Below are 24,856 nucleotides of genomic sequence, written 5' to 3' on the forward strand. Positions count from 1 at the left end.
ATAAGCCAGAAGTTGCGAAAATTAACCCGCAATCTGTCATTTTGAGCGAGAGCGAAAAATCTATAAACCCACACACAGAATCTAACACCCAAATAAATAAGGATTCTGTCATGTTGAGTGCGAAGCACGAAACATCTAACCTTTTTGCAAGTAAAGATGTTTCGACTTTTTCAAAGTCTCAACATGACAATATAAAAGACACAGATTTACTAAAAAATCTATATGGGAACAATAAAGAAACAAATCTATACGCAAATATGGAATCTAATCCAAACATAAAAGCACAAGAAAAGGCTTTAAATAATGAAATAGATTCTAATTTCACATACACAACACAAGAAACAAAGGGCATAAGAGATTTAAGGAATGATTTAAAAGAAGCATTAATGCCTTATCTTAATAAAGAAATAGTTAATAAGGAAACGGGCATAATCGCACAAATCTCTACAACAGGGTTAAGCAAAATATCAAGCAAAAAAGCAGTGGATAAAAGCATAGCAAATGGCTTTACACGAGATGAACACTTTAAAGTAGCACAAGATTTAAAAAGTTTATTTGAAAATAGTAAATTAAAAGAATCACACGCAGATACAAAGGCACGAGATGAAATACAGGCGGTGCACAGATTTACAAAATCTTTACAAATAAATGGAAGTCAAGCCGAAGCAAAAATTACGCTATTTGAAAATAATCAAGCAGGAAATAAGATTTATAGCTTAGAATTGGAGGAATTAAAATCTACTTCCTTAAGCCCTAGCGCGCCCCAAACTAAAGCAGAAGTAGCAGATAAAGCTCAGTCCGTTGGAGGAGACGCAAACCCAATCAATATTGCTAAATCTGATACCGACATTATACCACAAAAGCTAACAGAACGCATAAAAAACGATTTGGATTCTAACGATTATGCAGAAATGCTAAAAAGTTTAAAGCAATTAGAAAATAAACAAGCAGAGATTGATACATTTACAAATGAAGCCAACTTAATACTCAACACTTTAGAAAAGCAAGAGACAGAGAAATATGAAGAAATAGTAAGTGCTTTATTTGATAAATATCCAATAATGAAAGAGTTTTACAATGAAAGAGATATAAATACACATATCTATTTTAAAGACTCTAAAAACAAGTTTTTAGAGCGATACAACACGCAATATGATTTCTTTACTTTAGATGAAAAAGCCTTTTTAGCTAAATATCCAAATTTTACTCAACAAGACTATAAGGAAGCTACAACACAGAATCTAAAAGCCTTAAAAGATAAAAATGTAAGCATAAATGAATATGTCTCTTTTGCTAAAGAATATATGGATATTGTAAATAATCCTGTTTTTGAAAAGATGTCAAAAGAAATTGATTCTGTAAATAAAAAATATTGGGATACTCACTTTGAGATGAGTGACCAACGGAATTCTAAAGTAAATGAAATCATTGCCATACTTAAAAAGGATATTGACTCTATTGATATTGCAAACAAGGCAGATGTTAACATTGATAATTTCCATAAATTAGGCAGATACCTTGCATTTATGAAGCAGCCTGAATTTGGATTTGTTAAAAAACTGACATTCACAAAAACTGGGTTTTTTGGAAAATTTTTAGAACAGACAGATATAAAACAACGAGAACTTTTAGGCAAATTATTATCAGTAGAAAAACTTTTAGAGAAAACAGGAAAAGCTAACAGAGTTTTACAAGATAGGCTTTTCACTGTATTTAGGTTAATGCGAGGGGAAGAGTTACTAGATAGAGAGATAAAAGATGTACCATTAGCAAGAGAGCTGATAGAAAAACAGCTAAACATTAAACCTATAAAAGAATTTGGCACAAACTATGCAGAACATTATCATAGCGGCGAGTCTGCTATACAAAAACTCATAAATGAAGCACAAGCACATAAAGAAAGCGGAGCTAAAGGCGAGTATAAAGGACAAGTAGCAGGAGCATTTCATAGAGATGACATTGGGGATATAACTTTAGCGTGGGGAGAGAAAGGCACGGGCAAAAGTGATGGCTGGGGATTATCAAAAATTATAGAGTATCACCCTGAAGTGTTAGATAAATTGGATAAATTGATACAAGATTTACCCATTGTAAAGGAAACTGAAAATAGATATAAGCTAGATAATGGCGACTTTTTTATAAGCATTAGAAAAGATTTTGAGGGACAAAAACAAAACTGGGTATTAACAGCCTTAGAAAGAGATGAAAGCATTGCTAGACGCAGGACGGACTTGCCTAGCTCACAAAGTGAAGCTGAAAAGACTACTTCAGCAAATGCTGACGACATTATACCACAAACCCCAAAAGATAATAACGACCCATTAAAAACTTTTGAATATTTTAAAGATGACTTTATTAAAGCTTATCCCAAAGCACTAGAATTTCACGATGGACACATGCCAATGGCAAATTATCTCTCACACTATGCAAAAGAGGAAATACAAGAAGCAAACAAAGCCTTATTCAACACTGCAAAAGATGAGTTTAGTCATGTATTAAAAGACATAGGATTGAAGAAAGATGAGGTAAAACAAGGGCTAGATCACGCAAATAAATATGATGTTGAATATTCTCTGCCAAAAGTAAGAGAATATTTAGATTATGCAGAAAAGAATTATAATACTTTGTTACAAGAACAACAAGTCTTAGCACAAGGCTTAATAAACAAAAAAACAAGACATGCTAAACGCATATGAAAGCAAGATGCCACAAAGCAAAGAATTAGAGAGAAAATATAATTTAATAGCTAGCTTTTGATAACAATGCAAAAGCTTTAGTAAGTGATGAATACAACTTACTAAAAGGACTTGTTGATGAACTCTATAAGCCACAAACCCCACAAGAAATCATAAAACAAGCAAAGGCAAGTGGAAAAAGTGTAGATGAAACAAAAGAGTTAATATATAAAGCATAAGAAATTAGAATCTAAAAAACCTAGATTTTAAATCTTTTTAATAATAAGCTATAATCACACTTTTATTTTCTTTAAATATCTACATATTAATTCACTAAAGGAATCTAATGTCTCTTCTCACAAATGCAGTGGTGCTATCTGTGCTTGTTATGGCGGTGTTGTGCGTTTTACGATTAAATGTTTTGCTATCTATTATTATAGCCGCGCTTGTGGCTGGGTGGCTATCTCCACTACCTTTAGAATCTTTGCCTTTAGAATCTTTAAATGAGACTTCACACACTTCGCTCTGGCAATATTTCCTGCTTAAAACTACTGCAACGGGTGAGATTTTCACTAAAGGTATGGCAAGTAATCTCAATATCGCATTAAGCTATATCTTGCTAGGTGGCATTGCCGTGGCGATTTCTCGCACACATTTAATGACTTTTTTGTTATCTGCCATTGCGAATGTGATAAGTAATAGAAAATTTGTTTTTATCCTTAGCATTGCCCTTATTGCGTGTTTTTCACAGAATCTTGTGCCGATCCATATCGCTTTTATCCCCATTCTTATCCCCCCGCTTCTAAGCCTTATGAATCGCTTGAAAATTGATAGACGCGCTGTCGCTTGTGCGCTTACTTTTGGGTTACAAGCCCCTTATGTAACGCTTGGTGTGGGCTTTGGGCTGATTTTTCACACGACTATTAGTGAGCAGATGAAGGCAAATGGTATGCCTGTAAGTCTTGGTGAAATTAGCTTTGTGATGTGGATTGGTGGGGTGGCTATGCTGCTTGGGCTGCTTTTTGCGGTGTTTGTGCTGTATGCAAAGCCGCGTGAATACGCACAAAAAGAGGAATGCTCTATGGGCGATGCGAGTATGGGTTGGCGTGAATATGCGACACTTTTTGGCATTATCGTGCTTTTTGTCGTGCAGCTCGTTACGCATTCTCTCGCTATTGGGGCGTTTACTGGGCTTATGTGTATGATTGTGCTACGAGGGGTTAGATGGAGCGAGATAGATTCTGTTATGGAGGGTGGGCTAAAAATGATGGCGTTTATTGCCTTTGTTATGCTTGTGGCGGCTGGATATGGGGAGGTGCTGCGTGCAAGTGGAGAAGTGCAGAATCTCGTGCAAGTGGTGGCAAACTTCACACATCAAGTCGGCGATGGTGCTATGAATACTATCGCTTCAAATGGACTAGATTCTAATGCGACTATGGCTTCAAATCCTGCGACTTTAGATTCTAATGGAGCGTCTTTATGGGCGAAATTTATAGGGGCGAGTTTAATGCTACTTGTGGGGCTTTTAATCACCATTGGCATTGGGACGAGCTTTGGGACGATACCCATTATTGCGGCAATTTATGTGCCTTTTGGAATCTCGCTTGGCTTTAGTGTCCCTGCGATAATTCTGCTTATTGGCATAGCTGGGGCGTTGGGCGATGCGGGAAGTCCTGCGAGTGATAGCACTTTGGGTCCTACTTCTGGACTCAATATGGACGGACAGCATAATCACATTTATGATACTTGTATCCCCACATTTTTTGTGTATAATATCCCGCTTTTAGTCGCTGGGGTGATTGGTGCGATGATGCTTTAGGGGATAGTATAAAGACACTTTAAAACATATTGGTAATTTTTATAACCATGAAATTAAGATTTAATCACAAAACAAAATAGCTATTCCTAGTAAATAAAGTTTAGGTATAAAACTTCTTTATAAAAGTGTATAATTGCAGTTATTTTGAGTTATTAAAAAGGAGTTTCTATGGCAGATGCAATAAGGATTCTATTTGGTGTGAGTGATACAGATGAATGTCGCAAGGCTATCCCAACGATTATAAAGCTTTTTGCAAGACGCAGTGAGATTGAGCTGACACTGCTGCATGTTACACCTGAAACGATTGTTTTAGCAGAAAGTGGCATTGTGGATTATGCTTCACTAGAGCATGTGCAAGAAGAAGAGTCTCATGCGATTTTGCAAGAGTTTGCAAAGGTCTTTAATAATGAAGGCATTGCGTGTAAAAAGATTCTAAAAAATGGGAATCCTATTGATGTTGTGCTTGAGATTGCGGATCAATATGATTTGCTTGTGATTGGGGCTAGTGAGTCTTCAATTCTTCATAGAATCTTTAATTCTCATCAAAATGGCTTTATAAACTCATCACCTATACCGGTTTTAGTAGCAAAATAGCTAAACTTGATTTTGCATTAATTAGGGCAGGGTGATAAGATTCTGAGGTTATAGAATCTTGCTTGAGCGTAGGGCGATAGTAAAGAAGCACGAATTTTAGCAACATAATAAAATCAAGTTAAACACATAAAACAAGTTAAACTTTAAGGAATATTTTGGCAAAAGTATATTTTAAAACCTTTGGTTGTAGAAGTAATCTCTATGATACACAAGTAATGATTAGCAACCTTAAAAACCATGAAATCGTAGCAAGTGAAATAGAAGCAGATACGATTATCATTAATTCCTGCACGGTAACAAATAAGGCTGATAGGGAAGTGCGTGGGTATGCAAGAAAGTATAGCAGTGAGGGAAAAAAGGTGCTTTTTACAGGTTGCGGAGTAAAGCACTCTGGTGAGAATCTGTTTAATAATGGGCTTGTAAATGGGGTGTTTGCACATAGTCATAAAGAGAGTATTAATGACTTTTTATCAAGTGAAAATCGAGTATTTTTGCCAAAAGAGCGGGTAAATAAGCATATTGATACCACGCTTTTGCCTAGAGTTGTGGGGAAGGTTAGGGCGTTTATTAAGATTCAAGAGGGGTGCAATTTCGCGTGTAGCTATTGCATTATACCAAGCGTGCGTGGGAGTGCCAGAAGCTTTAGTGAAGCCCATATACTAGACCAAATTAAGATTTTGGAGCAAAGTGGCGTTACAGAAGTGATACTAACAGGCACAAATATCGGTAGCTATGGGCTTGATACAAAGACGCATATTGCGACACTTATACGAAAGATACATGATATTTCTGGTATTTTACGCATACGATTAGGCAGCCTTGAGCCAAGTCAAATTGACTCTGCTTTTTTAGAGATTCTAGAGTTAAATAAGCTAGAGAGACATCTGCATATAGCCCTGCAGCATACAAGTGAATCAATGCTAAAGATTATGAATAGAAAGAATACTTTTGAGCGTGATTTAGAGCTTTTTAATGCGATTGCAAGTAAAGGTTTTAGTTTAGGGACAGATTATATTATAGGGCATTATGGAGAGACAAAAGAGATTTTTGATGAAGCGATATGTAATTTAGAAAAACTGCCCCTAACGCATATCCACCCCTTTATTTATAGCCCTAGATTTGGCACAAAATCAGCGAAAAATGAATTGAAATTAGCACAAGTAAAAGGCGATGTGGCAAAAGAGCGTTTGCGTAAAATCACAACGATAACGCAGAGAAAAAATCTAGTCTTTAGACAGAATCTTAAAAAGCCTTTAAGCGTATTGATAGAGGGTAAAAAGGCGATAAAAGAGAGAGATTCTAGCTATTTTGTGGGCTTAGATGAGTATTTTAATAAGATGATATTGCCTATTAAAGATGACTTAGATTTAAAGGGCAAGTGGGTGAGTGTCGATAAATACGAGATTGCGGAGCGGTATAATGTCGGGCTTAATTATAGTGTGATGCAGGGTTAGTGCATGATTTTTGGTATTGACTTTGGGTTAAAGCGACTTGGTGTGGCAAAAGTGGTGCAAAATATCATTATGCCTTTAGCCCCTATCATGCGGAAAAATCGCAATCAAGCAAGTAGAGATTTAGCCAACTTGCTATTAGCACATGAAAGCGATATGAGTAAAATCACGCTTGTAGTTGGTATGCCTTGTGATTTAGGTGGTATGGAATCTGATTTAGATACAGAATCTAGCGGAGCAGGGCGACATGAAGTCATGCGAAAAAGGATTAGCCATTTTCTTAGCCTTATTGATTTTAGCGGAGAAGTGGTCTATATCGATGAGTCATATAGCAGTAAAGAGGCAGATGAAAGACTGCTTGATAGGGGATATAATAAACGGAAAAATGCACGAAAAAATGGTGTGCTAGATAGCATTAGTGCATGTGTGATTCTAGAGCGATATTTAGAAAGGATTAATTCTTTATCCCATAAAAAAGAAGATAAGCAGAATAGGGCAGGGTGCGAGTCTATTGATATAGAATCTAGTATGCTAGAAAATCGCGTAATAGAAAATTGTAAAGTAGAATCTAGCTTATTGGAATCTAGAGTATTTGAAACTAGTGTGCTTGAATCTAAAGATATGGAATCTAAGCATACAGAATCTAAAAATGAAAATTGCCTTACAAATCCATTACAAACTAAAAATGCTAATGGGGTAGGGGGAAATGAGAATTTAGAATAAATAAAAGTTAGTGTTGATCAATATTTGTATGCTTATATGATATTGAGTGTAGTTTATTATTTTCTTGTTTTACTTAAGACTTTGCATTCTATTTTTGATATAATTTTGTTTTTTATAAGGTGGATTTATGCAGGGTAAAATTCTTGGTTTAGGTGTTATCCGTGATGATGATGGCAGTAGATATTCATTTAGCTTAGATGATATTGTGAATTTAAGTGAATATAATTCACACAATCTTGCTGGGTATCAAGTGGATTTTGAAATCGATGAAGAGAATAAGGCAAAAGATATTTTCATACTTAATAAAGCTTCATTTTGGAGTAGAATAGCACAAGATGATATAAAAAGCATAAGAAGAAATTTTCTTATCGCTTTATCGCTCTATTTTTTATCGAATCTGTTTGGCTTTGTATCACTTATGGAATATAAAAAGTCTGGTTTAGAAGATACTACGATATTTGATATTTTAAACAATACATGCCTTATTTTTGGTTATTTGTTTTGGCTATTTGCTACAATCGGCTTAAATCGTGCAAGTGGTAGTAAGACATTATTAAGAAATCTTATAATATCTTTTGTGATACTCATATTAGTAGTTGCTGCACTTTTAATAATAACACCATTAATTGCAAATTGGCTGATTAATAATAGAGATTGGGATACTACTTTATATATAATGTTTGTGGGTTTTGTAATTACTACATTTATTTTTTTTATTTTTATATATACGGGAATTAGCTTTTATTATAGAAAAGAGAAGTATCCTTTGGCTGTTTTATTTTGGAAGCTATCTTTTTGTTAAATTATTTTGGGAGTTTGGTAGAAAGGATACTGAAAAGTTTGATGTAATATCTTTTGGTATTGAATTTTGGTTGATAGTTATCTTATTTATTGTATTTGTAAGATTCAAACAAATTCGCAAACGCACAGAAAGCGATAAAATACCTTGGTTTTGATAGATTCTAGATTTTTGGATACTTCGCCTAAAGACTTGGTATGACAACATGCTGGATTCTAAAATTTTACCACTTTTGTGGGTCCACAAACTTAATATCTAGAATCTCAACTTCACTAAAATAGAAAAATAACCACAATCTCCCCAAAGATTCCAAATCTCCCAACAAAACACAAGTTTTTACCAAGCCTACAAAACATAGTTATGCAAAATAAAAAGCCCTAAGTTTTGCGCTACGAGAGCGTTTGTTTTGTGCGATTTCTTTGCTATCTGCTATGAGTGGTTTTTTATAAAGTGAGAATCCTTTGGCATGATTATTCCCGCAAGTGCATTTAAAGCTTGTGGTATCGCATATACAGCTTTTTGCAAATTGCTTAAAAGATTCCTTAATCATTCTGTCTTCAAGTGAGTGAAAAGAGATTACGCAAAGCAAAACTTCATGTAGATTTTGACATGAATGAAGCAGACTTTTTAGCTGTCCTAATTCATCATTCACAGCAATTCTTAAGGCTTGATAGATAAGCGTTGCTGGGTGGATTTTGGCTTTTGAATGCAGTTTTAATGCGATATTTTGCAAGCTATCAGCAGTTATTTTGCCCTTTTGACGCTCTTGCATGATAAGATTTACTAGCTTTTTATACTCCCTTATCTCACCATAGTTTTTAAAAATCTCTTCTAACTCATATTTACTATAAGTATTTACAATCATATCCGCATCTAAACTCTGCGTCCTATCCATACGCATATCAAGCTTGTTTGAATGGAAGCTAAAACCACGATCAATAGAATCAAGCTGATATGAACTCACGCCAATATCCGCTAAGATTCCACAAAGCTTCTTCCCATTTGCTTCTATCTCTTTGATGATTTGTGGTAGTAAAGTCGCAAAATCCCCGTGCTTAGTTTGGAATCTATCTCCAAACTTCACCATAGATTCCCTATTATACTCCAACGCATAACTATCTCTATCAATGCCTATAATATGCAGGTTTGGATACCGCTCTAATAATGCCCTACTCATGCCACCAAAGCCTAGCGTGCAGTCTATAAGCACTTCTTTATTCTTTATGAGCGACTTTTTTGCTATATAGTGTGAATGGGTAGAAAGAAAGATTCTATTAAAAGTATCAAGCACATGCTCTAGCAATACTGGGATATGTGGTGGGTTCTTTTTTTTGCATTGTTTTTCCATTTTTTAGTCTGTATTGTAAGGTATTTATGTTTAGAATCTAATTGCTTTGAATAAGGTTTAGAAACTAATTTCAATGAAATATTATCATTTTAGATTCCATATTGCTATGTTTATGATAGTTTTATTCTAGATTTTAGCATTTCCGTAAGTATTTGATATGCTTTTTTGCTGTGTTGCTAACCTCTTTTTATTTCATTAAGGACTTCTAGTTCCTTTTTAGTGCGTGATTTATGAATCTTTTTAGCAAAATTACCTCAAGGCTGGTTCTTATTCCTTGTTGTTGCATTGTTTCCTGCATTTCTATATGTTTTTATGCTACACTTACAGCTTTTAAATCACAATATGAAGAAGTCTAAACATGCAAACAACAAAACAAGCAATATGGCAAATACAAGGCAATCCACAGGTAAATAAACTCTCTCCCTTTCAGCATGAAGAAATCCTGCAGCATATAATAAACACGAAACGCAAAGACAATAAAGAAAATCCAACAATTAGCAAAAAGATTCTAAATATCGTTGGTCGCACAAATGCGAAATATAATCTCATTAAAGAGGGTGATAAGATCTTGCTTGGGCTGAGTGGCGGTAAAGATTCCATGCTACTTGCAACTATCTTTGCATATATGCAAAAACATGCACCTTTTAAGTTTGAGTTTCTTGCTATGACGATTGATTATGGCAGGGGTGGTGAGTATGAGTATATCTTTGAGTATTGCAAAAAGCTAAATATCCCCTATGAGCTTAATCGCACACAAATATTCAAAATACTTGAGAATCACAAGAAAGAAGGCACAATTTATTGCTCTTTTTGTTCGCGTATGAGACGCGGTGAGCTTTATAGCATGGCGTTAGAAAGGGGGTTTAATAAAATCGCATTAGCACATCATTTAGATGATGCCGCAGAAAGCTTTATGATGAATCTCACCTATAATGGTGCCTTACGTTCCATGCCTCCTTACTACAAGGCACAAAATGGACTGGGCGTTATCCGTCCGCTTATCTTTGTGCGTGAAAGGCAGATTATAGACTTTATCGCAAGTAATAATATCTATATCGCACCTGATTGTAACTGCCCTATAAACTGGCTACCAGAGGATAAACGACCAAAAGCTAGAGCCGCGAATAAAGAGTTATTAAAAGATTTGGAATCTAAAAATCCAAATTTATTTAAATCACTCAAAAATGCCTTTAGTAATATTCACGCACAAAGCTTTTGCGATGAAAGGTATATGGATACAGATTGATTACATAGGGTGTTAGAAGGCGAATAATCATTCAAGAGCTATAAACACATCTACCGCAGTATTGTATGGATTGGAGGCTTGTGATATATAAAGTTTGTCCCCATATTCACGACAAAAGCAATGAAAATTTCTACCTTAAACAAGTGTCAGCTGCGTAATTTTTATTTGTGTGTCTTGAGATAATGGTGGGGCAGACATTTGTGTTTCATAATTTCTATAAAGAATTTATGAGTGTTGCATAAGTATACAATGATAAGCATACAATAGACCATAAAGCAATAATGACATAGAACTTTATGTAAGAAACTTGCAAAATTTAAGAAGGTGAAATATATGCGGTTTTACAAAAACTAGTCAAGAAGCCAAGTGATGTTTTTAGCCTATAAAAAAGATTGAGCAAAACCCTGATTTTTTTATGACAATAACGGGCTAAGAGCCACTTTAATTATAGAAAGTCTGCAAAATGATGAAGTGCTGAAACGACAAGATAGAGAAGAAACTGATAATATAGAACCAAAGGCTTTAAAGTCTGCTTGATAAGGGATTTAACAAGTAGAGAGAAAACAAGTGCGTGGGAACAGCATTTGATAACAATATAGAGGAAACCACCAAAACAGTCCCGTGCTAACCATTCTGCAAAAGAGGCGAGGATCTCTTACACTCTAAAGACATTGAGACACAACAAACGCTAGAACCATAATGTAAAATTTAACTACAATGACAATCAGGCGAAAAATTTATTAGAATGACACAAAACTTCACATTTCAACAAAAGATAAGCGGGGTTTACCAATAGAGCAGTTATGGCAGAATATTTTATCGAAAGTAAGGGGTATGTTTATGCAGTTTTTTAAAATTAAAAACCCTAATTTATCTAGCAGATGAAAAACAAAAATGGAAAATAACTTATGGTGAGGAGGCTGACAGCATACTAAAAAAAGTAGAGTTAAAGATAGGTTTTTTAACAAGATTTATTTTTAAAAAGTTTTTTTTCGGAGTAGGGGGGCTATGATACTATTGTCTTGGGAACAAAGGTAAAAGGAATTTTAAATTTTGTAGTCTTTGATAGCAATCAAATCAAGTATATTGTATTGACAATAAAGGAAGCTATACAGATACAAAAGGCAATATCACTAAGACTAAACCAAAAAATAAAGAATCTACACATACCTACTTTAATGAAAACAGCCCTAATATCATGTATGCTAATCCGCAACATTTAGGAAGTGGAATAATAAGCGGGAGTGTAGCAGGAATTGAGACTGATGAGAATGGGAATATTGTAGGATTTAATCCTGCTAAGTTTGCCGCTGGATTCTTAGGTGGGGTGGTAGGAAGTAAAGCGGTAAGCAGTGGGTATAAAAGATTTTTAGAAAAGAAACCACAGCGAATAATCCCACTTATCAATAAGCAAAAATACACAGAGCCACGATTTGAAGTTACAAAAGAGCTAGAAAAAACTTATAGGAACGCACAAGTGAAACCAAACGAAAAAATAAAAGATACTTTAGGATTAAGTGGTGTTGTAAAAGGCGATTTTGTCAAACTCGCACAAAAGCACCCTGAATACTTTGCCAATCCACAAGAAGCCAAAGATTTATGCGATTATGTTTTTGAAAATGCTTTTATAGGATTACAAGCAAGTGATAAGAAACAAGCCTTAATTATCGCAAAATTGCAAGATTCTAATAATGATTATGGAAGCGTAGCATTTAGAATCCAAAACATAAATGGAGAACATAGAATTAGAAGTGTTATTTTAATGGAGCAAAAACAAGTAGATTTAAAAATACAAAATGCTAAAAAGCTAGGAGAACCCATCTTCCATTTCTGGTAAGCGGTAAGGTTAGCTACGCCTTAAGGCTCAGTCAGGTGGTGGCAGGTCTCACGAATCCTGCGTTTAGCTTTTTAGTCTTAAAAGTATAGCATAAAATGCTAAAAGAAAATATAAAAAGGGTTTAAAATGATAGACACAAAAAATCTTACTTTAAAGAAATTCCAAGAGAATTTCGATTTTATGGAATTTAAAGTCTAAAAATTGTCATGTTGACCGAAGCGAAATAGCTAATATGGAATCTAAAAACGATTTTTCGTGCTTACACACTCAAAATGACAAGAGACTAAATTCCATTTTCCACACCCTGTAAGCCCACACTCACTCAAATGCAATAAATTCTAAATTACATCAAAACAACATATAAGACATTGCAGTAAATCTTTAGCTTTATTTGCAATTTAAGAAAATAAAACTTATTTACAAATTACAATGATGAATTGCCACAATGCCACATGTTTAGCATGGGATACATTAAACACTTCATAGCTACTTTAAACTACTCTGCATTTTTTGCAATTTGTGCTATCTTTTCTACGATTTGTGGGTCTTCTAATGTGCTTACATCTTGTGTAACTGCCTCATTTCTAGCAATTGCTTTTAAGATTCTACGCATAATTTTACCGCTTCTAGTTTTTGGTAAGCCCGGCACAAATAGGGCTGCCCCAAGCTTTGCGATATTACCTATCTCTTTACTTAAAATGCGATTAATCTCTTTCATAATCTCAAGCTCTTCAGCGGTATTATCCACCACACCTTCATGCAGCACGATGTAGGCAAACAAACTCTCACCCGTGATAGAATCTAATCTACTCACACATGCACTTTCTGCGACACTTGGATGCTTTGCAATGGCAGATTCAATCTCTGCGGTGCCGATTCTATGTCCGCTAACATTCACAACATCATCAGTTCTACCTGTGATAGTGATATAGCCCTTTTCATCAATGATCGCCCCATCGCCTGAGAAATATACAGGTTTGCCATCTTTTTTCACTTGCTTAAAGTAGCTATCCACATATCTGTCTGGATCGCCCCAAATACCACGAATCATTGAGGGCCATGGCTTTGTGATACAAAGCAGTCCTTGCTCTCCGGGGGCTGCTCTTGTCCCATCTTCATGCAAGACTTCTGCGATGATTCCTGGTAGTGGCAAAGTAGCACAGCCGGGGCGAATAGGTGTAGCACCAGGTAGTGGGGTAATCATATTGCCACCTGTTTCTGTCTGCCACCATGTATCAACGATAGGGCATTTACTACCACCGATCTCTTCATAAAACCATTTCCATGCGGTAGGGTTAATAGGCTCACCCACTGTGCCTAAAACTTTTAAAGAGCTTAAATCATAATTCTTTGGCTCATTTTCTGCGTGTGAATGCAACATGCGAATGGCGGTTGGCGAAGTATAGAATTTATCTACCATATATTCTTCTATCATCTGCCACCATCTGCCATAGTTTGGATATGCGAGTGTTCCCTCATAAATAATAGTTGTAGCCCCACACGCTAAAGGACCATAAATCAAATAAGTATGCCCTGTAATCCACCCAACATCAGCGGTGCACCAAAAATTATCAGAATCTTTAATATCAAACACCCATTCCATAGTCATCTGTGCATACAAAATATAGCCCGCACTGCTATGCTGCACGCCTTTTGGCTTACCCGTGCTACCGCTTGTATAAAGCAGGAATAGCGGATCTTCTGAGTCCATAGGTTCTGGATCAAATGTGCTTTTTTCATGGGCTACCATCTCATTATATGAGTAGTCCCTGCCTATCACATAGTTTATATCGCAATCATTACGCGTTACTACAAGCACCTTTTTCACACTAGGACAGGCATTATCTTCCAACGCCTTATCTACTGCTGGTTTTAGCATATAGGGCTTTCCTTTTCTAAACGCACCATCAGCAGTAACCACTAGCTTTGCCCCTGCATCTTGGATTCTATCCCTTAATGCTTCTAGGCTAAATCCACCAAATACAACGCTATGAATAGCCCCGATTCTAGCACATGCAAGCATAACAATGGCTACTTCTGGAATCATAGGCATGTAGAGCACGACCCTATCGCCTTTTTTAATGTCAAAGTGATTTTTCAGCAAATTTGCAGTTTTATTGACTTCTGTGTAAAGCTTACGGTAAGTAATAACCTTATAATCACCCATTTCGCCTTCAAAAATGATAGCTACTTTGTTTTTCTTTGTCTTTAAATGTCTATCAATACACTGATAAGAAACATTTAGCTTACCACCCTCAAACCATTTATAAAACGGGGCATTATCATCATTTAAAACACGATCAAAGTCTTTAAACCAGTGAATCTTTTCTCTAGCTTGTTTCGCCCAAAAGCCCTCATAATCAGTATCCGCCTCATAGCACAAGTCCTCATATTCACACATATTTTTAATTCGTGCTTGTTTGGCAAACTCTCTGTTTGGTTTAAATATCTGCTTTGCAAACGCCTTGTCTTCATCAATATTTTGCATTATGTTCTCCTTATCCGTGTTTCTTATTAACACTTGATTAATTTAATATAATCTCAAATTCAAAAAAATGCAACTTAATTAACAATGAAAAAAACTAAAAGTAAGATATTGTTACTTTTATACCCATGAAATTTATAATGAAAAGCACAAAAATGTATCAAATATTCCAAAAAAACTCATTTTTTGAGACATAAAATGTGTCAAAGTCCTGTTTGGTGCGTCAGCATGATTGTTCATTTGCAACATAGTGTATAAAATATTAAAGTGTCATAAATTACAGCATAAACAAAATGCATGGTGTTTAGGCACAACACTAAAGAGTATATGCACCTATATGTATTTTGTTTATTTTTGTTTCTTACATTCAAATTTTTCAACAACTTCTTATAATTTTTGAAATATCATCAGTGCTGTTGCAGAATCTTGATTACATAAAAAATGGAGATTGGAATCATCTGTAATAGTCTTACCATCTTTCTGATATATGCAGGGGTAAGTATCTAAATCATGCCCTTTAAGGAAATGCAACTCGTTGAGAGACATTTCTTTAAGCGTATCACAAATTGTATTTAGTCTAAAGATTCTACCTGCATTAAAACGCAATTTGTCTTGTTTGCCAATCTGTGCAGCCAGATAAAATCTACCACCATTCTTTAGCACTCTTTGAACTGATAATAATGCAAGTCGCCACGCATCTGGATTAATAGGTTCTCCATACATGCCAAGCCCAAAGCCATCAAGTGCACCCATGATTGAAAAAGATTCAATGCTATTATCTTCTATGCCATGCAGTGTTGTTATGTCGGATTGAAGGCAACTTACCCCCCCCCCCCCCATATATCTTTAAATAGCGAAGTATTGAATCTATCTGTTAAATCTCGAATATCAATAAGCACAATATTTATTCCCATAGGTATAAGCAGTGTAGTGAAACCACAAAAGCTTGACCCACAATCATAATGGCTTGAAGGCTTATGTTTATACACTTGCTTTGCTCCCCACAAATCCCTCACATAAGTTGGAATATAGCTGATCCCATGTTCTGTATTAATGTATTTAAGATCGCGAACAATATATTCATTTTTAGAATCTATGACAAATCTTCCATCAGTATTTAACGCATTGTAACGCTCCCTATCTTGCTGTATATCTTTCTTGCTTGCCCAAGGCACTCGCCAATCATAAAAATCATAAGGCGATACTGCCCCAACTTTTCGCGCTATCTTTCTCACTGCTCTTCGTATTTGTTTTACCAACCACCATGGCATAATAATCCTTTGTTTTTTAATAAATAAAAATGCTAATTGTAGCACAAAAATGATTTTATGGATGTCTCTTGTTAGCCCACGCCATTACATTAGGGGTGTGTAATTGCGTAAATTATCTATCAAAATAAAACCCATTTCACTACATCTTAGAGTTTCAAATAGATTATTAATTTATGAGTCATTGTAATTATTTTTCTATTAAGTTTTATTGCAATCACAGCAAAACTAAAAACCATAAGTTACACAGCATGTAACCTTAATAAACATTTTTCATATCCATATTGTAAAAACAATATGATTCTCTATAAACTCACAAAATTAAGGTTAGAATCTAGCCATGTAAAGATAGTGTGAAAGGAATGTGTATGAAAAAAGTGTATTTTTTTGCGACTTGTTTGGGTGCGGCTGCTTATGCTGATACTTGTTTGCATGCAATGCAGCTCTTGCAAAAAGAGGGTGTGGAAGTGATTTTTAAAAAAGACCAGACATGTTGCGGACAGCCAAGCTATAATAGTGGTTATTATGATGAAACAAAAGAGGTAGTATTACACAATTTAGAGCTTTTTAAGGGCGATTATCCCATTATAATCCCTAGTGGTTCGTGTGCTGGTATGATGAGAGAGGATTATAAAGAGCTTTTTTGTGGCACGAAATATGAAGAAGAAGTCAAACAATTTAGTTCTAGAATCTATGAGTTAAGCGAATATTTAGATAAAGTGTTGCAGGTAAGATACTTTGATGTCGGCGCACCAATAAAAATCACATGGCATTCAAACTGCCATGCCTTGCGTGTTGCAAAATGTATAACAAGTGCTAAAAATCTCTTAAGAAGCCTTAGCAATGTGGAGCTTGTAGAGCTTGAGAGAGAAGAAGAGTGTTGTGGATTTGGTGGGACTTTTAGTGTGAAAGAACCAGAGATAAGTCATGCTATGGTAAGCGAAAAGATTGCTGATATACAGGCTAGAAATATTGATTGCCTAGTATCTGCTGATGCGGGTTGCCTTATGAATATCAGTGGGGCTATGGCAAAAATGGGCGTGGATATCCAATCTATGCATCTTTATGATTTCCTTGCAAAACGCGTGGGGATAGCATAATAAGGGTTTGGGGTTATTTAAGATAGATGGGAGTGTATGTCTAGAATTTAGTTTTTTTGATGATTAATGAATGTGAGTATGCAGTATTTATTCCTATCTTTATTTTAAACTGCCAAATAATCTGTATTTAGATATTCTATTGGTATTTAACTATATTCTTAAATAGGTTTAAATTTGTAGGGTTAGTTTTTTAAACTTAAACTCCCATTTATAAATGTTTTATCACATACCTATACCTATATATTAGGTATAGCAACATGTTGCTTTTGTCACTAAATGATGTGTCTAAGCCTTATAAAATCTTGGTTTATTTGGTTTTTTAGTTTTATTGAAACCATGTGAGCACACAAATTTTCATAATGGCTTATAGGTAGAATCGAGATTGATTGCTAAATATAAACTAAAATATAAACATTCAAATAACCATAAATTCCAAACTAATATTCTCTCACTCAAATAACACATTAACTAAAATATTTTAGAATCCACGCATTAAATATAAAGGAAGCATGTGTCAAGTCAAAATGAGATAACAAAACTTAATCAAACCACTACACAAACAAAACACCCAAGCATTTTAGAAAAAAGTGCCTTGAGTTGCGTCAAATGTGCTAAATGTGTCCCAACATGCACGATTTATGGTGTAAATAGAGATGAGATAACTTCTCCGCGTGGTTATCTTGACTTAGCAAATGCCTATGCAAAAGGGCGATTATTGCTTGATAAGCAGCTAAAAGATTCTATAGAATCATGCTTTCTTTGCACAAGCTGCGTGGAGCAATGTCCCATGCACCTGCCTGTTGATGTGGTGATACAAAGAACTCGCGTGGATATTGCTAAAAAGTATGGAATCCCGCTGTATAAAAAGATCATGTTTTATCTGCTTGGTAAAAGAAGTGTGCTAAATATAGTCTTTTCAATGGGCTATTACTTTAATCCATGCCTTTTTAAAACGCAAAATGGCTTTAAAAAAATGCGTTTTAAACTCCCAAAGATAGGTGATAGAGCCATCATGCCATTTCATGCAAAAAGCTTTTTGCAGACGCATAATGGACTTATAGAATCAAAGCAAAAATCAAGCGATAAAAAACGCAAAGTAGGCATTTACATTGGTTGCTTGAGTAATTATAACTATAAGAATGTCGGTGTGAGTTTGCTAAAGATTCTAGATAGACTAGGCATTGATACCCTTGTGCCAAAGGGGCAGGAGTGCTGTGGTGCGCCTGCATTTTTTAGTGGTGATATTTGCAATACCACAAAGCTTATTAAAAAAAATCTTGACTATCTTTTGCCCCTGCTTGATGACTTAGAAGCCCTGCTAGTGCCAGAGGCGACTTGTGCGGCTATGCTTTTGCATGATTGGGGCAATGCCTTAGAGATTGAGAGTGAAACGCATGGTATCGGTAATAGCGAGTATATTGAAAAGCTAAAGATTCTAGAGAAAAAGACCTATATGGCAAGCAAATGGCTGCACGATAGGACGCAGCTAAATGAGCTATTAAAAGATTCTAAAAAAGAAGAGAGAAGTATAACCTATCATGATCCATGCCATGCTAGAAAAGTGCTAAAAATCTATCAAGAGCCACGAAAACTTTTGCAAAATTTTAAGCTAAAAGAGATGAAAGACTGCAATGTATGCTGTGGCTTTGGCGGGGTTACAATCCAGAGTGAAAAATATGATCTTGCAAAATCAGTAGGCGATAAAAAGGCGTTAAATATTAAGCAAAGTGGGGCAGAGATCGTAAGTGCAGAATGCAGTGCATGTCGTATGCAAATAGATGATTCTATGGCTAGAAATAATGTTAGTGTGAGTTTTAAACACCCTTTGGAGTTGATTGCAGAGAATTTGGGGTTGTGATAATTATATCCTAGCTCATATGAAATTTAGAATTATTGGTAGTGGGGATAATGAAATATGTTGAAGCAATTGTATTATAAGACTGAATTTTATTTTCGCTGACTGTAATTTTTAGGCTAAATATCAACAAAACCAAAGTCTTTATGCTCATTTCTGTCCTTTGTTGTCTGTTTAGATAAATGTTTATAGGTGTGAAGTTTAAGTTTTTAGGTTTTATATTTATGCTTAGCGTTATATATAGATTGTTTTATTGTATTCATAATGACAAAATAAAGCGTGATTATATATACATAAGGATATAAAACTTAGCTTGATGTTTGTTTTTTATAGAATTTTAGCTTTATCTAATTGTTGTAGTGTAAGACAAGGGCTAGTCTATAGGATTAAAAAATGTAAATAAGGATATGATAAAGCACAGGCGTTTTTGTGCGGTGCTACTCCTTTCTTTCTCCTACATGCGAATAATTTCAAGGAATGCAAAAAAAAACTAAAAGAATAAAAAGCTAGGTGTGTGGTGAGGGAATACAATGGTAATAGCGAACAAGAAGTCAAAAAGTCGTATAAAATATACATAATTTAGGAACGAATGAGACACAAGAAATCTTATAATATTGGTATGAATCTGGAGGTGAATCTTTTTAAATCCCAGTATTAGTGTTTGCTTACTCCTAACATGATAATTAGAATCTAAATTTCAACGATAGTCTCAAAGCGTTTCTATACCGCATGTTTTTTAAAAAATAAATATTATAAGGATTGCCACAATATGCAATAAAAACGAAATTTTGCCACATTAAACGGATAAAATCGAATAAAACGCATTATAATACTTTCTACATTTATCTTAAGGGAGAAGTGGATATGATAAGGTTTTACAAAGAAGATATGATTTGGGTGCTTAGTCTTTTTGGCACGGCGATTGGGGCTGGCGTTTTGCTATTGCCTATTAATGCTGGTTTGGGTGGGCTGATACCACTTTTTGTGATTTTGATATTGGCTTATCCTATGACTTATTTAGCCCACAGAGGGCTTTGTCGCTTTGTGCTTGGTAGCGATAAACCTAGTGATGATATCACTTTTGTTGCTGAAACTTACTTTGGCAGGGGCGGTGGCTTTTTGGTTACACTTTTGTATTTTTGTGCGATTTTACCTATTTTGCTTGTATATAGTGCAAACCTCACAACAACATTAGAGCAGTTTTTTGTCAATCAGCTGCATTTAGACGCGCCAAACAGGCTTATAAGCTCATTTATAATTGTCGCATTACTCGTGCTTGTGTCTATCTCTGGGTCTAATATCGTTACAAAAGCGATGAGTATGCTTGTATTTCCTTTTGTATTAATCCTTATTGCGATTTCACTTTTTCTTATACCACACTGGAATGGGGCTTTGTTTGCACATCTTAGCCTAGATTCTGTTGTCGCAGATATGAAAGGCTCAAACTTTTGGCTTACACTTTGGCTCGTTTTCCCTATCTTAGTGTTTAGCTTTAATCACTCGCCGATTATTTCTTCACTTGCATGTCATTGTAAGGAGAGATACCCTGATTGTGCGGAGAAGAAGTCTTCACAAATTATTTCTTATGCGGTTATTATGATGGTTGTGGTGGTTATGTTTTTTGTATTTTCATGTGCGTTATGCCTTAGTCCGCAAGACTTTGCAAACGCTAAAGCAGAAAATGTAAATATTCTTACTTATATCGCAAATAAATATCCAGAAGCTACATTTCTTGCGTATGTATCGCCTATTGTTGCGTTGATTGCTATGAGTAAGAGCTTTTTGGGGCATTATTTAGGCTCACAAGAGGGCTTAAATGGTGTGCTTTATAAGGCATCAAATGGAAAAATTACTGGCAAGCTTGCAAACACACTCACCGGTATATTTACCTTTCTTATCGCATGGTATGTGGCATATAAAAATCCTAGTGTCATTGGTATTATAGAATCTATTGGCGGTCCTGTGCTTGCTATCTTGCTATTTATCATGCCTGTATATTGTATTTATAAATTTGATGTGTTAAAGAGATTTAGAAATCCAATTTGTGATGGGTTTATCGTAGTTATGGGGCTTATAGCAATTTCAGCGGCAATTCATGGATTGCTATAAAGACTAAAGTAGAAAGGGGATTTCATGAGTAATTTAAATATTTTTAAAATCGGTGTAGGACCATCATCATCGCATACTTTAGGTCCATTAATAGCAGGGAATCTTTTTTGTAAAAAGCTAGATTCTGTGTTGCAAGATGTAGAACGAGTCGAAGTAAGCCTTTATGGCTCTCTATCACTTACAGGCAGAGGGCATTTAACTGATAGGGCGGTGATTTGGGGGTTAAGCAATGTGGAGGCAAGATCGTTAAAAGCAAGCCTGCAAGCAGAGATAAATGAAAAAGCATTAAATCAAAATATACTCAATCTTTGTGGTAAAAAAGAGATTGCATTCTCTTATGATAGAGATATTATCTTTTCTAATGACTTTTTAGAGTTACATGAAAATGGCATGTGTATAAAAGCCTTTGATTCTCATAATAAAGAGATTGCAAGTCAAATTTATTATTCTGTTGGCGGTGGTTTTGTAAAGACTGAAGAGGAATTAAAAGAAGGCGATATGGAATCAGATTCTAATAATATAGATATGAGTATTGAAAATGCTACAAAAGCCTTGTATCTATGCGATGAAAAGCAGGTTAATCTCGCACAACTCTCACTGATGTATGAATTGCAATTTAACACAGAAGAATACATAAGGGCATATTGCCTTGAGATTTGGCAGGTTATGCAGGAAGTGTATGAAAATGGCACAAATCCTACGCAAGAGTATCTACCCGGAAAGCTTCATTTACGCAGACGCGCAAAAGGACTGTATGAAAGAGTGAAAGCCACAACAGACCCTATGGGTATAATCGATTTCATCTCGCTATATGCAATAGCGATTGCTGAAGAAAATGGCAGCGGTGCAAAAGTCGTTACCGCCCCCACAAATGGTGCATGTGCGGTTATACCTGCTGTTATGTTGTATCTTAAGAATCATACAATAGGATTTGGTGATAAAGAGGCGATCGACTTTTTACTCACTGCCATGCTTATTGGCTCATTTTACAAGAAAAATGCAAGTATAAGCGGTGCAGAAGCAGGCTGTCAAGCAGAAATAGGCTCGGCAAGCTCTATGGCAGCAGCAGCAATGGCAAGTGTGCTTGGAGCAGAAGCAAGAGTCGCATGTAATGCCGCAGAAATGGCAATGGAGCATCATTTAGGGCTTACTTGCGATCCTGTTGGTGGGCTAGTGCAGATTCCTTGTATTGAGAGAAACGCATTTGGTGCGATTAAGGCGATTTCAGCGGCTCGCATGGCAATGACAAGAAAAAGCATACCGATTGTAAGCCTTGATGAAGTGATTAAGACAATGTATCAAACAGGCAAAGACATGAATGCAAAATATAGAGAAACTTCACTCGGCGGTTTAGCAAAAACACTCTCAAGCGTGTGTTAATATTTGATTCAAGATTCTATTATGAAGTTTTTCATATTTTTTAGCTGCTAAGAGTTATAGAATCTAATGTTTTAGAGAATGCGTAAATAGTTATATCGTGCTTTTTTAAGTGTTTTGCTGTAAGGAAGCTAGACTTAGAATCTTATCTGCAACTCTAAGTCTCTATGTATAAATGTAGCAAGACTTCCTTTTAAGGCTATTTAAGGGTGTAAACTTATAGCCCCTATGTTGCTAGTTAGGTTTTGAATAAAAACCCATATAGATTAAAACGCAGGGACAACTTCACCTTTATAAGTATCTTCTATAAATTTCTTTACCTCTGGGCTTTGTAGTACTTTTTTCAACTCTAAAATATCTGCTTTATTTTCATCACCAGCACGCACTACAAGGATATTAGCATAAGGTGAGCGAGAATCTTCAATAGCGATTGTATCCTTGCTTGATAAGCCATTTTGCATAGCAAAGTTACCATTAATCACAGCAAATGCTACATCATCAAGCATTTTAGGTAAAAGAGCTGCTTCTGCTGTCATTATCTTTAGCTTCTTTGGATTCTTCTTAATATCACGCAGTGTTGCGGTTAGATTCTTAGGGTCTTTTAGCACAATCACGCCATTATTATGTAAAAGTATCAAAGCCCTTGCCGCATTTGTAGGGTCAGAAGGGATAGCAATCTTTGCACCACTTTGTATTTCATCAAGCTTTTTTAGCTTCTTTGAATACACACCAAGTGGCTCTACATGCACTTGTCCAACACTTACTAGATTGAGATTTTTATCCTTATTAATCTTTTCAAGGTAGGGCAAATGCTGCATAAAGTTTGCATCTAAAGATTTGTCTGCAAGGGCTAGATTTGGCGTTACATAGTCTGTAAATTCCACGATTTTTAGCTGAACTCCTTTTTTATCTAACATAGGGATAACTGACTTTAAAATCGCAGCATGTGGCACAGGTGTAGCCCCCACTTTCACCTCTCCTGCAAACATTGTTTGTAATGAACCTAAAGCTAAACCTGCAACTAATATGCTTGTGCTTACAAATTTTCTCATAACTGCTCCTTAATAATAAAATAAGCGTATATTCTAGCACAAAAACCAAGATTTACTTCATGCAAATTTTACAAACGCTACATTACTTTAAGATACATATATGAAAAATAAGGTTATAGAATCTTATTTTGTTACAATTTTAGATTCTGTTGTTGTTTTTTGCCATATTTTACCCCTTGTTTGATATAGAGATTATGCAAAGACTTGTGATATTTAACACTTGCTTATAAGCTAAGATTCTCAACAAGCCACGCATTATACGCATTTTCAGCCTTTGCTTCAAGGGATAGTATCTCCGGGACTTCGTAGCTATGATGAGAGTGGATTAAAGATTGTATTTTTTCATAACATTCTGGCAAGGTTTTTAAAATCAGCAAATATTCCTTATCCTTGCAAAGCTTCCTTTTGCCTTTTGAATCTTTCCAAACATAATGACTTTTTATCTTAAAATACTGCCCACAGGCAACAAGGCGAGATTCTAAAAGAATCTTAATGAGATTTTTTGCTTCCTTTTTTGTGGGCGTTGTGGTGTGGATAATTAGCATAAACTTCCTTTTGTAAAAATATTAAAGCATTATAGCCTATTCCCTAAAAATTGCTCCGCTCACAACAGCCCTTAAAGTCTTATATGAGATAAATACTACCGCAAAAAAATGCCATTACAAGCCCCAAAATCCCTAAAAGTCCATAAAAACATTTAAATTCAATCATATATAAATCAAAACTCGCTATCCCAAAGGCACACAGCGGAAAGGTAAAAGCCCACCACGATGGCGCAAAGTTTAGCTTAGTAAAGATATTACCCAGACTTAAAAGCAATAGCACGAAAAACAACGCCACATTAAAGCCCATAAAGCTTAAAGCATTATGAACTCCAAAAAGACTATGAAAATCCACAACAAAAATGCTAGGTGGGGCGATAAAAATAAAAAGTGTGGGGATAAATTTAGATTCCAAACTCTGCTCAAAGATAAGCCGCTGCATAATCATCGCACTTAGCAGAATCCAAAAAAAGCAACCGATAGAGAAGAAAAAGAGTAATAATTCCTTTGGAGCGTTGATTAAGCCACCACTTAAAGGAACGATTAAGTTGCCTACAAAGATTTCATAAAGAACTT

Annotated in this window: 19 protein-coding genes; 12 read left to right on the forward strand and 7 right to left on the reverse strand. The window is 35.4% G+C overall.

The features are described 5' to 3' along the window. From C6H08_RS11900 to C6H08_RS04965, 6 genes are all read left to right on the forward strand, one after another. A partial coding sequence (locus C6H08_RS11900) for an LPD3 domain-containing protein (protein ID WP_459178053.1) occupies positions 1-2,696 on the forward strand: 2,696 nt, incomplete at its 5' end. A 325-nt stretch (positions 2,697-3,021) separates the two neighbouring features. Continuing rightward, positions 3,022-4,494, forward strand: coding sequence for a Na+/H+ antiporter family protein (locus tag C6H08_RS04945; RefSeq protein ID WP_034563499.1), 1,473 nt, complete (start codon positions 3,022-3,024; stop codon positions 4,492-4,494). A gap of 168 nt (positions 4,495-4,662) precedes the next feature. Continuing rightward, positions 4,663-5,088 carry a universal stress protein gene (locus C6H08_RS04950; RefSeq protein WP_004087801.1) on the forward strand — a complete coding sequence of 142 codons (426 nt, stop codon included), beginning with the start codon at positions 4,663-4,665 and terminating at the stop codon, positions 5,086-5,088. Between the two features lie 155 nt (positions 5,089-5,243). Then, positions 5,244-6,542: a MiaB/RimO family radical SAM methylthiotransferase gene (locus C6H08_RS04955; RefSeq protein ID WP_034580094.1), complete on the forward strand. Its 1,299-nt coding sequence runs from the start codon at positions 5,244-5,246 to the stop codon at positions 6,540-6,542. 3 nt (positions 6,543-6,545) lie between these two features. After that, on the forward strand, positions 6,546-7,262 hold the full coding sequence (ruvX, locus tag C6H08_RS12535; RefSeq protein WP_052100023.1) for a Holliday junction resolvase RuvX: 717 nt from the start codon (positions 6,546-6,548) through the stop codon (positions 7,260-7,262). A 127-nt stretch (positions 7,263-7,389) separates the two neighbouring features. Continuing rightward, entirely contained in the window at positions 7,390-8,064 is a 675-nt protein-coding gene (locus C6H08_RS04965) for a ferritin family protein (RefSeq protein ID WP_034563504.1), read from the forward strand. A 355-nt stretch (positions 8,065-8,419) separates the two neighbouring features. On the opposite strand, the gene rsmH is transcribed toward C6H08_RS04965, so the two are convergent. Continuing rightward, positions 8,420-9,409 carry a 16S rRNA (cytosine(1402)-N(4))-methyltransferase RsmH gene (gene rsmH / locus C6H08_RS04970; RefSeq protein WP_034563506.1) on the reverse strand — a complete coding sequence of 330 codons (990 nt, stop codon included), beginning with the start codon at positions 9,407-9,409 and terminating at the stop codon, positions 8,420-8,422. 358 nt (positions 9,410-9,767) lie between these two features. Between rsmH and C6H08_RS04975 the strand changes: the two genes are divergently transcribed. Beyond that, a complete protein-coding gene (locus tag C6H08_RS04975; RefSeq protein ID WP_080732166.1) occupies positions 9,768-10,655 on the forward strand; it encodes a tRNA 2-thiocytidine biosynthesis TtcA family protein in 888 nt (295 codons plus the stop codon). 1,198 nt (positions 10,656-11,853) lie between these two features. Further along, on the forward strand, positions 11,854-12,492 hold the full coding sequence (locus C6H08_RS04980) for a hypothetical protein (RefSeq protein WP_104686125.1): 639 nt from the start codon (positions 11,854-11,856) through the stop codon (positions 12,490-12,492). Between the two features lie 496 nt (positions 12,493-12,988). Here the strand turns inward: C6H08_RS04980 and acs are convergent, their stop codons facing one another. From acs to C6H08_RS04995, 3 genes are all read right to left on the reverse strand, one after another. Then, entirely contained in the window at positions 12,989-14,980 is a 1,992-nt protein-coding gene (gene acs / locus C6H08_RS04985; protein WP_034580092.1) for an acetate--CoA ligase, read from the reverse strand. Between the two features lie 384 nt (positions 14,981-15,364). Then, positions 15,365-15,817, reverse strand: coding sequence for a DUF268 domain-containing protein (locus C6H08_RS04990; protein ID WP_077389979.1), 453 nt, complete (start codon positions 15,815-15,817; stop codon positions 15,365-15,367). Beyond that, on the reverse strand, positions 15,799-16,248 hold the full coding sequence (locus tag C6H08_RS04995) for a hypothetical protein (protein ID WP_077389983.1): 450 nt from the start codon (positions 16,246-16,248) through the stop codon (positions 15,799-15,801). Before C6H08_RS04995 ends, C6H08_RS04990 begins: the two co-directional genes overlap by 19 nt. 365 nt (positions 16,249-16,613) lie before the next feature. Between C6H08_RS04995 and C6H08_RS05000 the strand changes: the two genes are divergently transcribed. From C6H08_RS05000 to C6H08_RS05015, 4 genes are all read left to right on the forward strand, one after another. Then, positions 16,614-17,345 carry a (Fe-S)-binding protein gene (locus C6H08_RS05000; protein WP_034564177.1) on the forward strand — a complete coding sequence of 244 codons (732 nt, stop codon included), beginning with the start codon at positions 16,614-16,616 and terminating at the stop codon, positions 17,343-17,345. A 511-nt stretch (positions 17,346-17,856) separates the two neighbouring features. Beyond that, on the forward strand, positions 17,857-19,203 hold the full coding sequence (locus C6H08_RS05005; protein WP_052092868.1) for a (Fe-S)-binding protein: 1,347 nt from the start codon (positions 17,857-17,859) through the stop codon (positions 19,201-19,203). Positions 19,204-20,058: 855 nt separating this feature from the next. Further along, a complete protein-coding gene (locus C6H08_RS05010; RefSeq protein ID WP_034580091.1) occupies positions 20,059-21,309 on the forward strand; it encodes an aromatic amino acid transport family protein in 1,251 nt (416 codons plus the stop codon). 24 nt (positions 21,310-21,333) lie between these two features. Continuing rightward, complete coding sequence (locus tag C6H08_RS05015; protein ID WP_034580090.1) at positions 21,334-22,689, forward strand: L-serine ammonia-lyase; 1,356 nt, start codon at positions 21,334-21,336, stop codon at positions 22,687-22,689. 263 nt (positions 22,690-22,952) lie between these two features. Here the strand turns inward: C6H08_RS05015 and C6H08_RS05020 are convergent, their stop codons facing one another. From C6H08_RS05020 to C6H08_RS05030, 3 genes are all read right to left on the reverse strand, one after another. Further along, entirely contained in the window at positions 22,953-23,738 is a 786-nt protein-coding gene (locus tag C6H08_RS05020) for a MetQ/NlpA family ABC transporter substrate-binding protein (RefSeq protein ID WP_034564173.1), read from the reverse strand. Between the two features lie 224 nt (positions 23,739-23,962). Continuing rightward, positions 23,963-24,283, reverse strand: a complete 321-nt coding sequence (cutA, locus tag C6H08_RS05025; RefSeq protein WP_034580089.1) for a divalent-cation tolerance protein CutA — start codon at positions 24,281-24,283, stop codon at positions 23,963-23,965. A 79-nt stretch (positions 24,284-24,362) separates the two neighbouring features. After that, positions 24,363-24,856, reverse strand: a 494-nt coding sequence (locus C6H08_RS05030; RefSeq protein ID WP_459178054.1) for an SLAC1 family transporter, incomplete at its 5' end; no start/stop codon positions are given.

The organism is Helicobacter bilis (genome assembly GCF_900198365.1).
In the GTDB taxonomy this organism is placed as follows: Bacteria; Campylobacterota; Campylobacteria; order Campylobacterales; family Helicobacteraceae; genus Helicobacter_A; species Helicobacter_A bilis_B.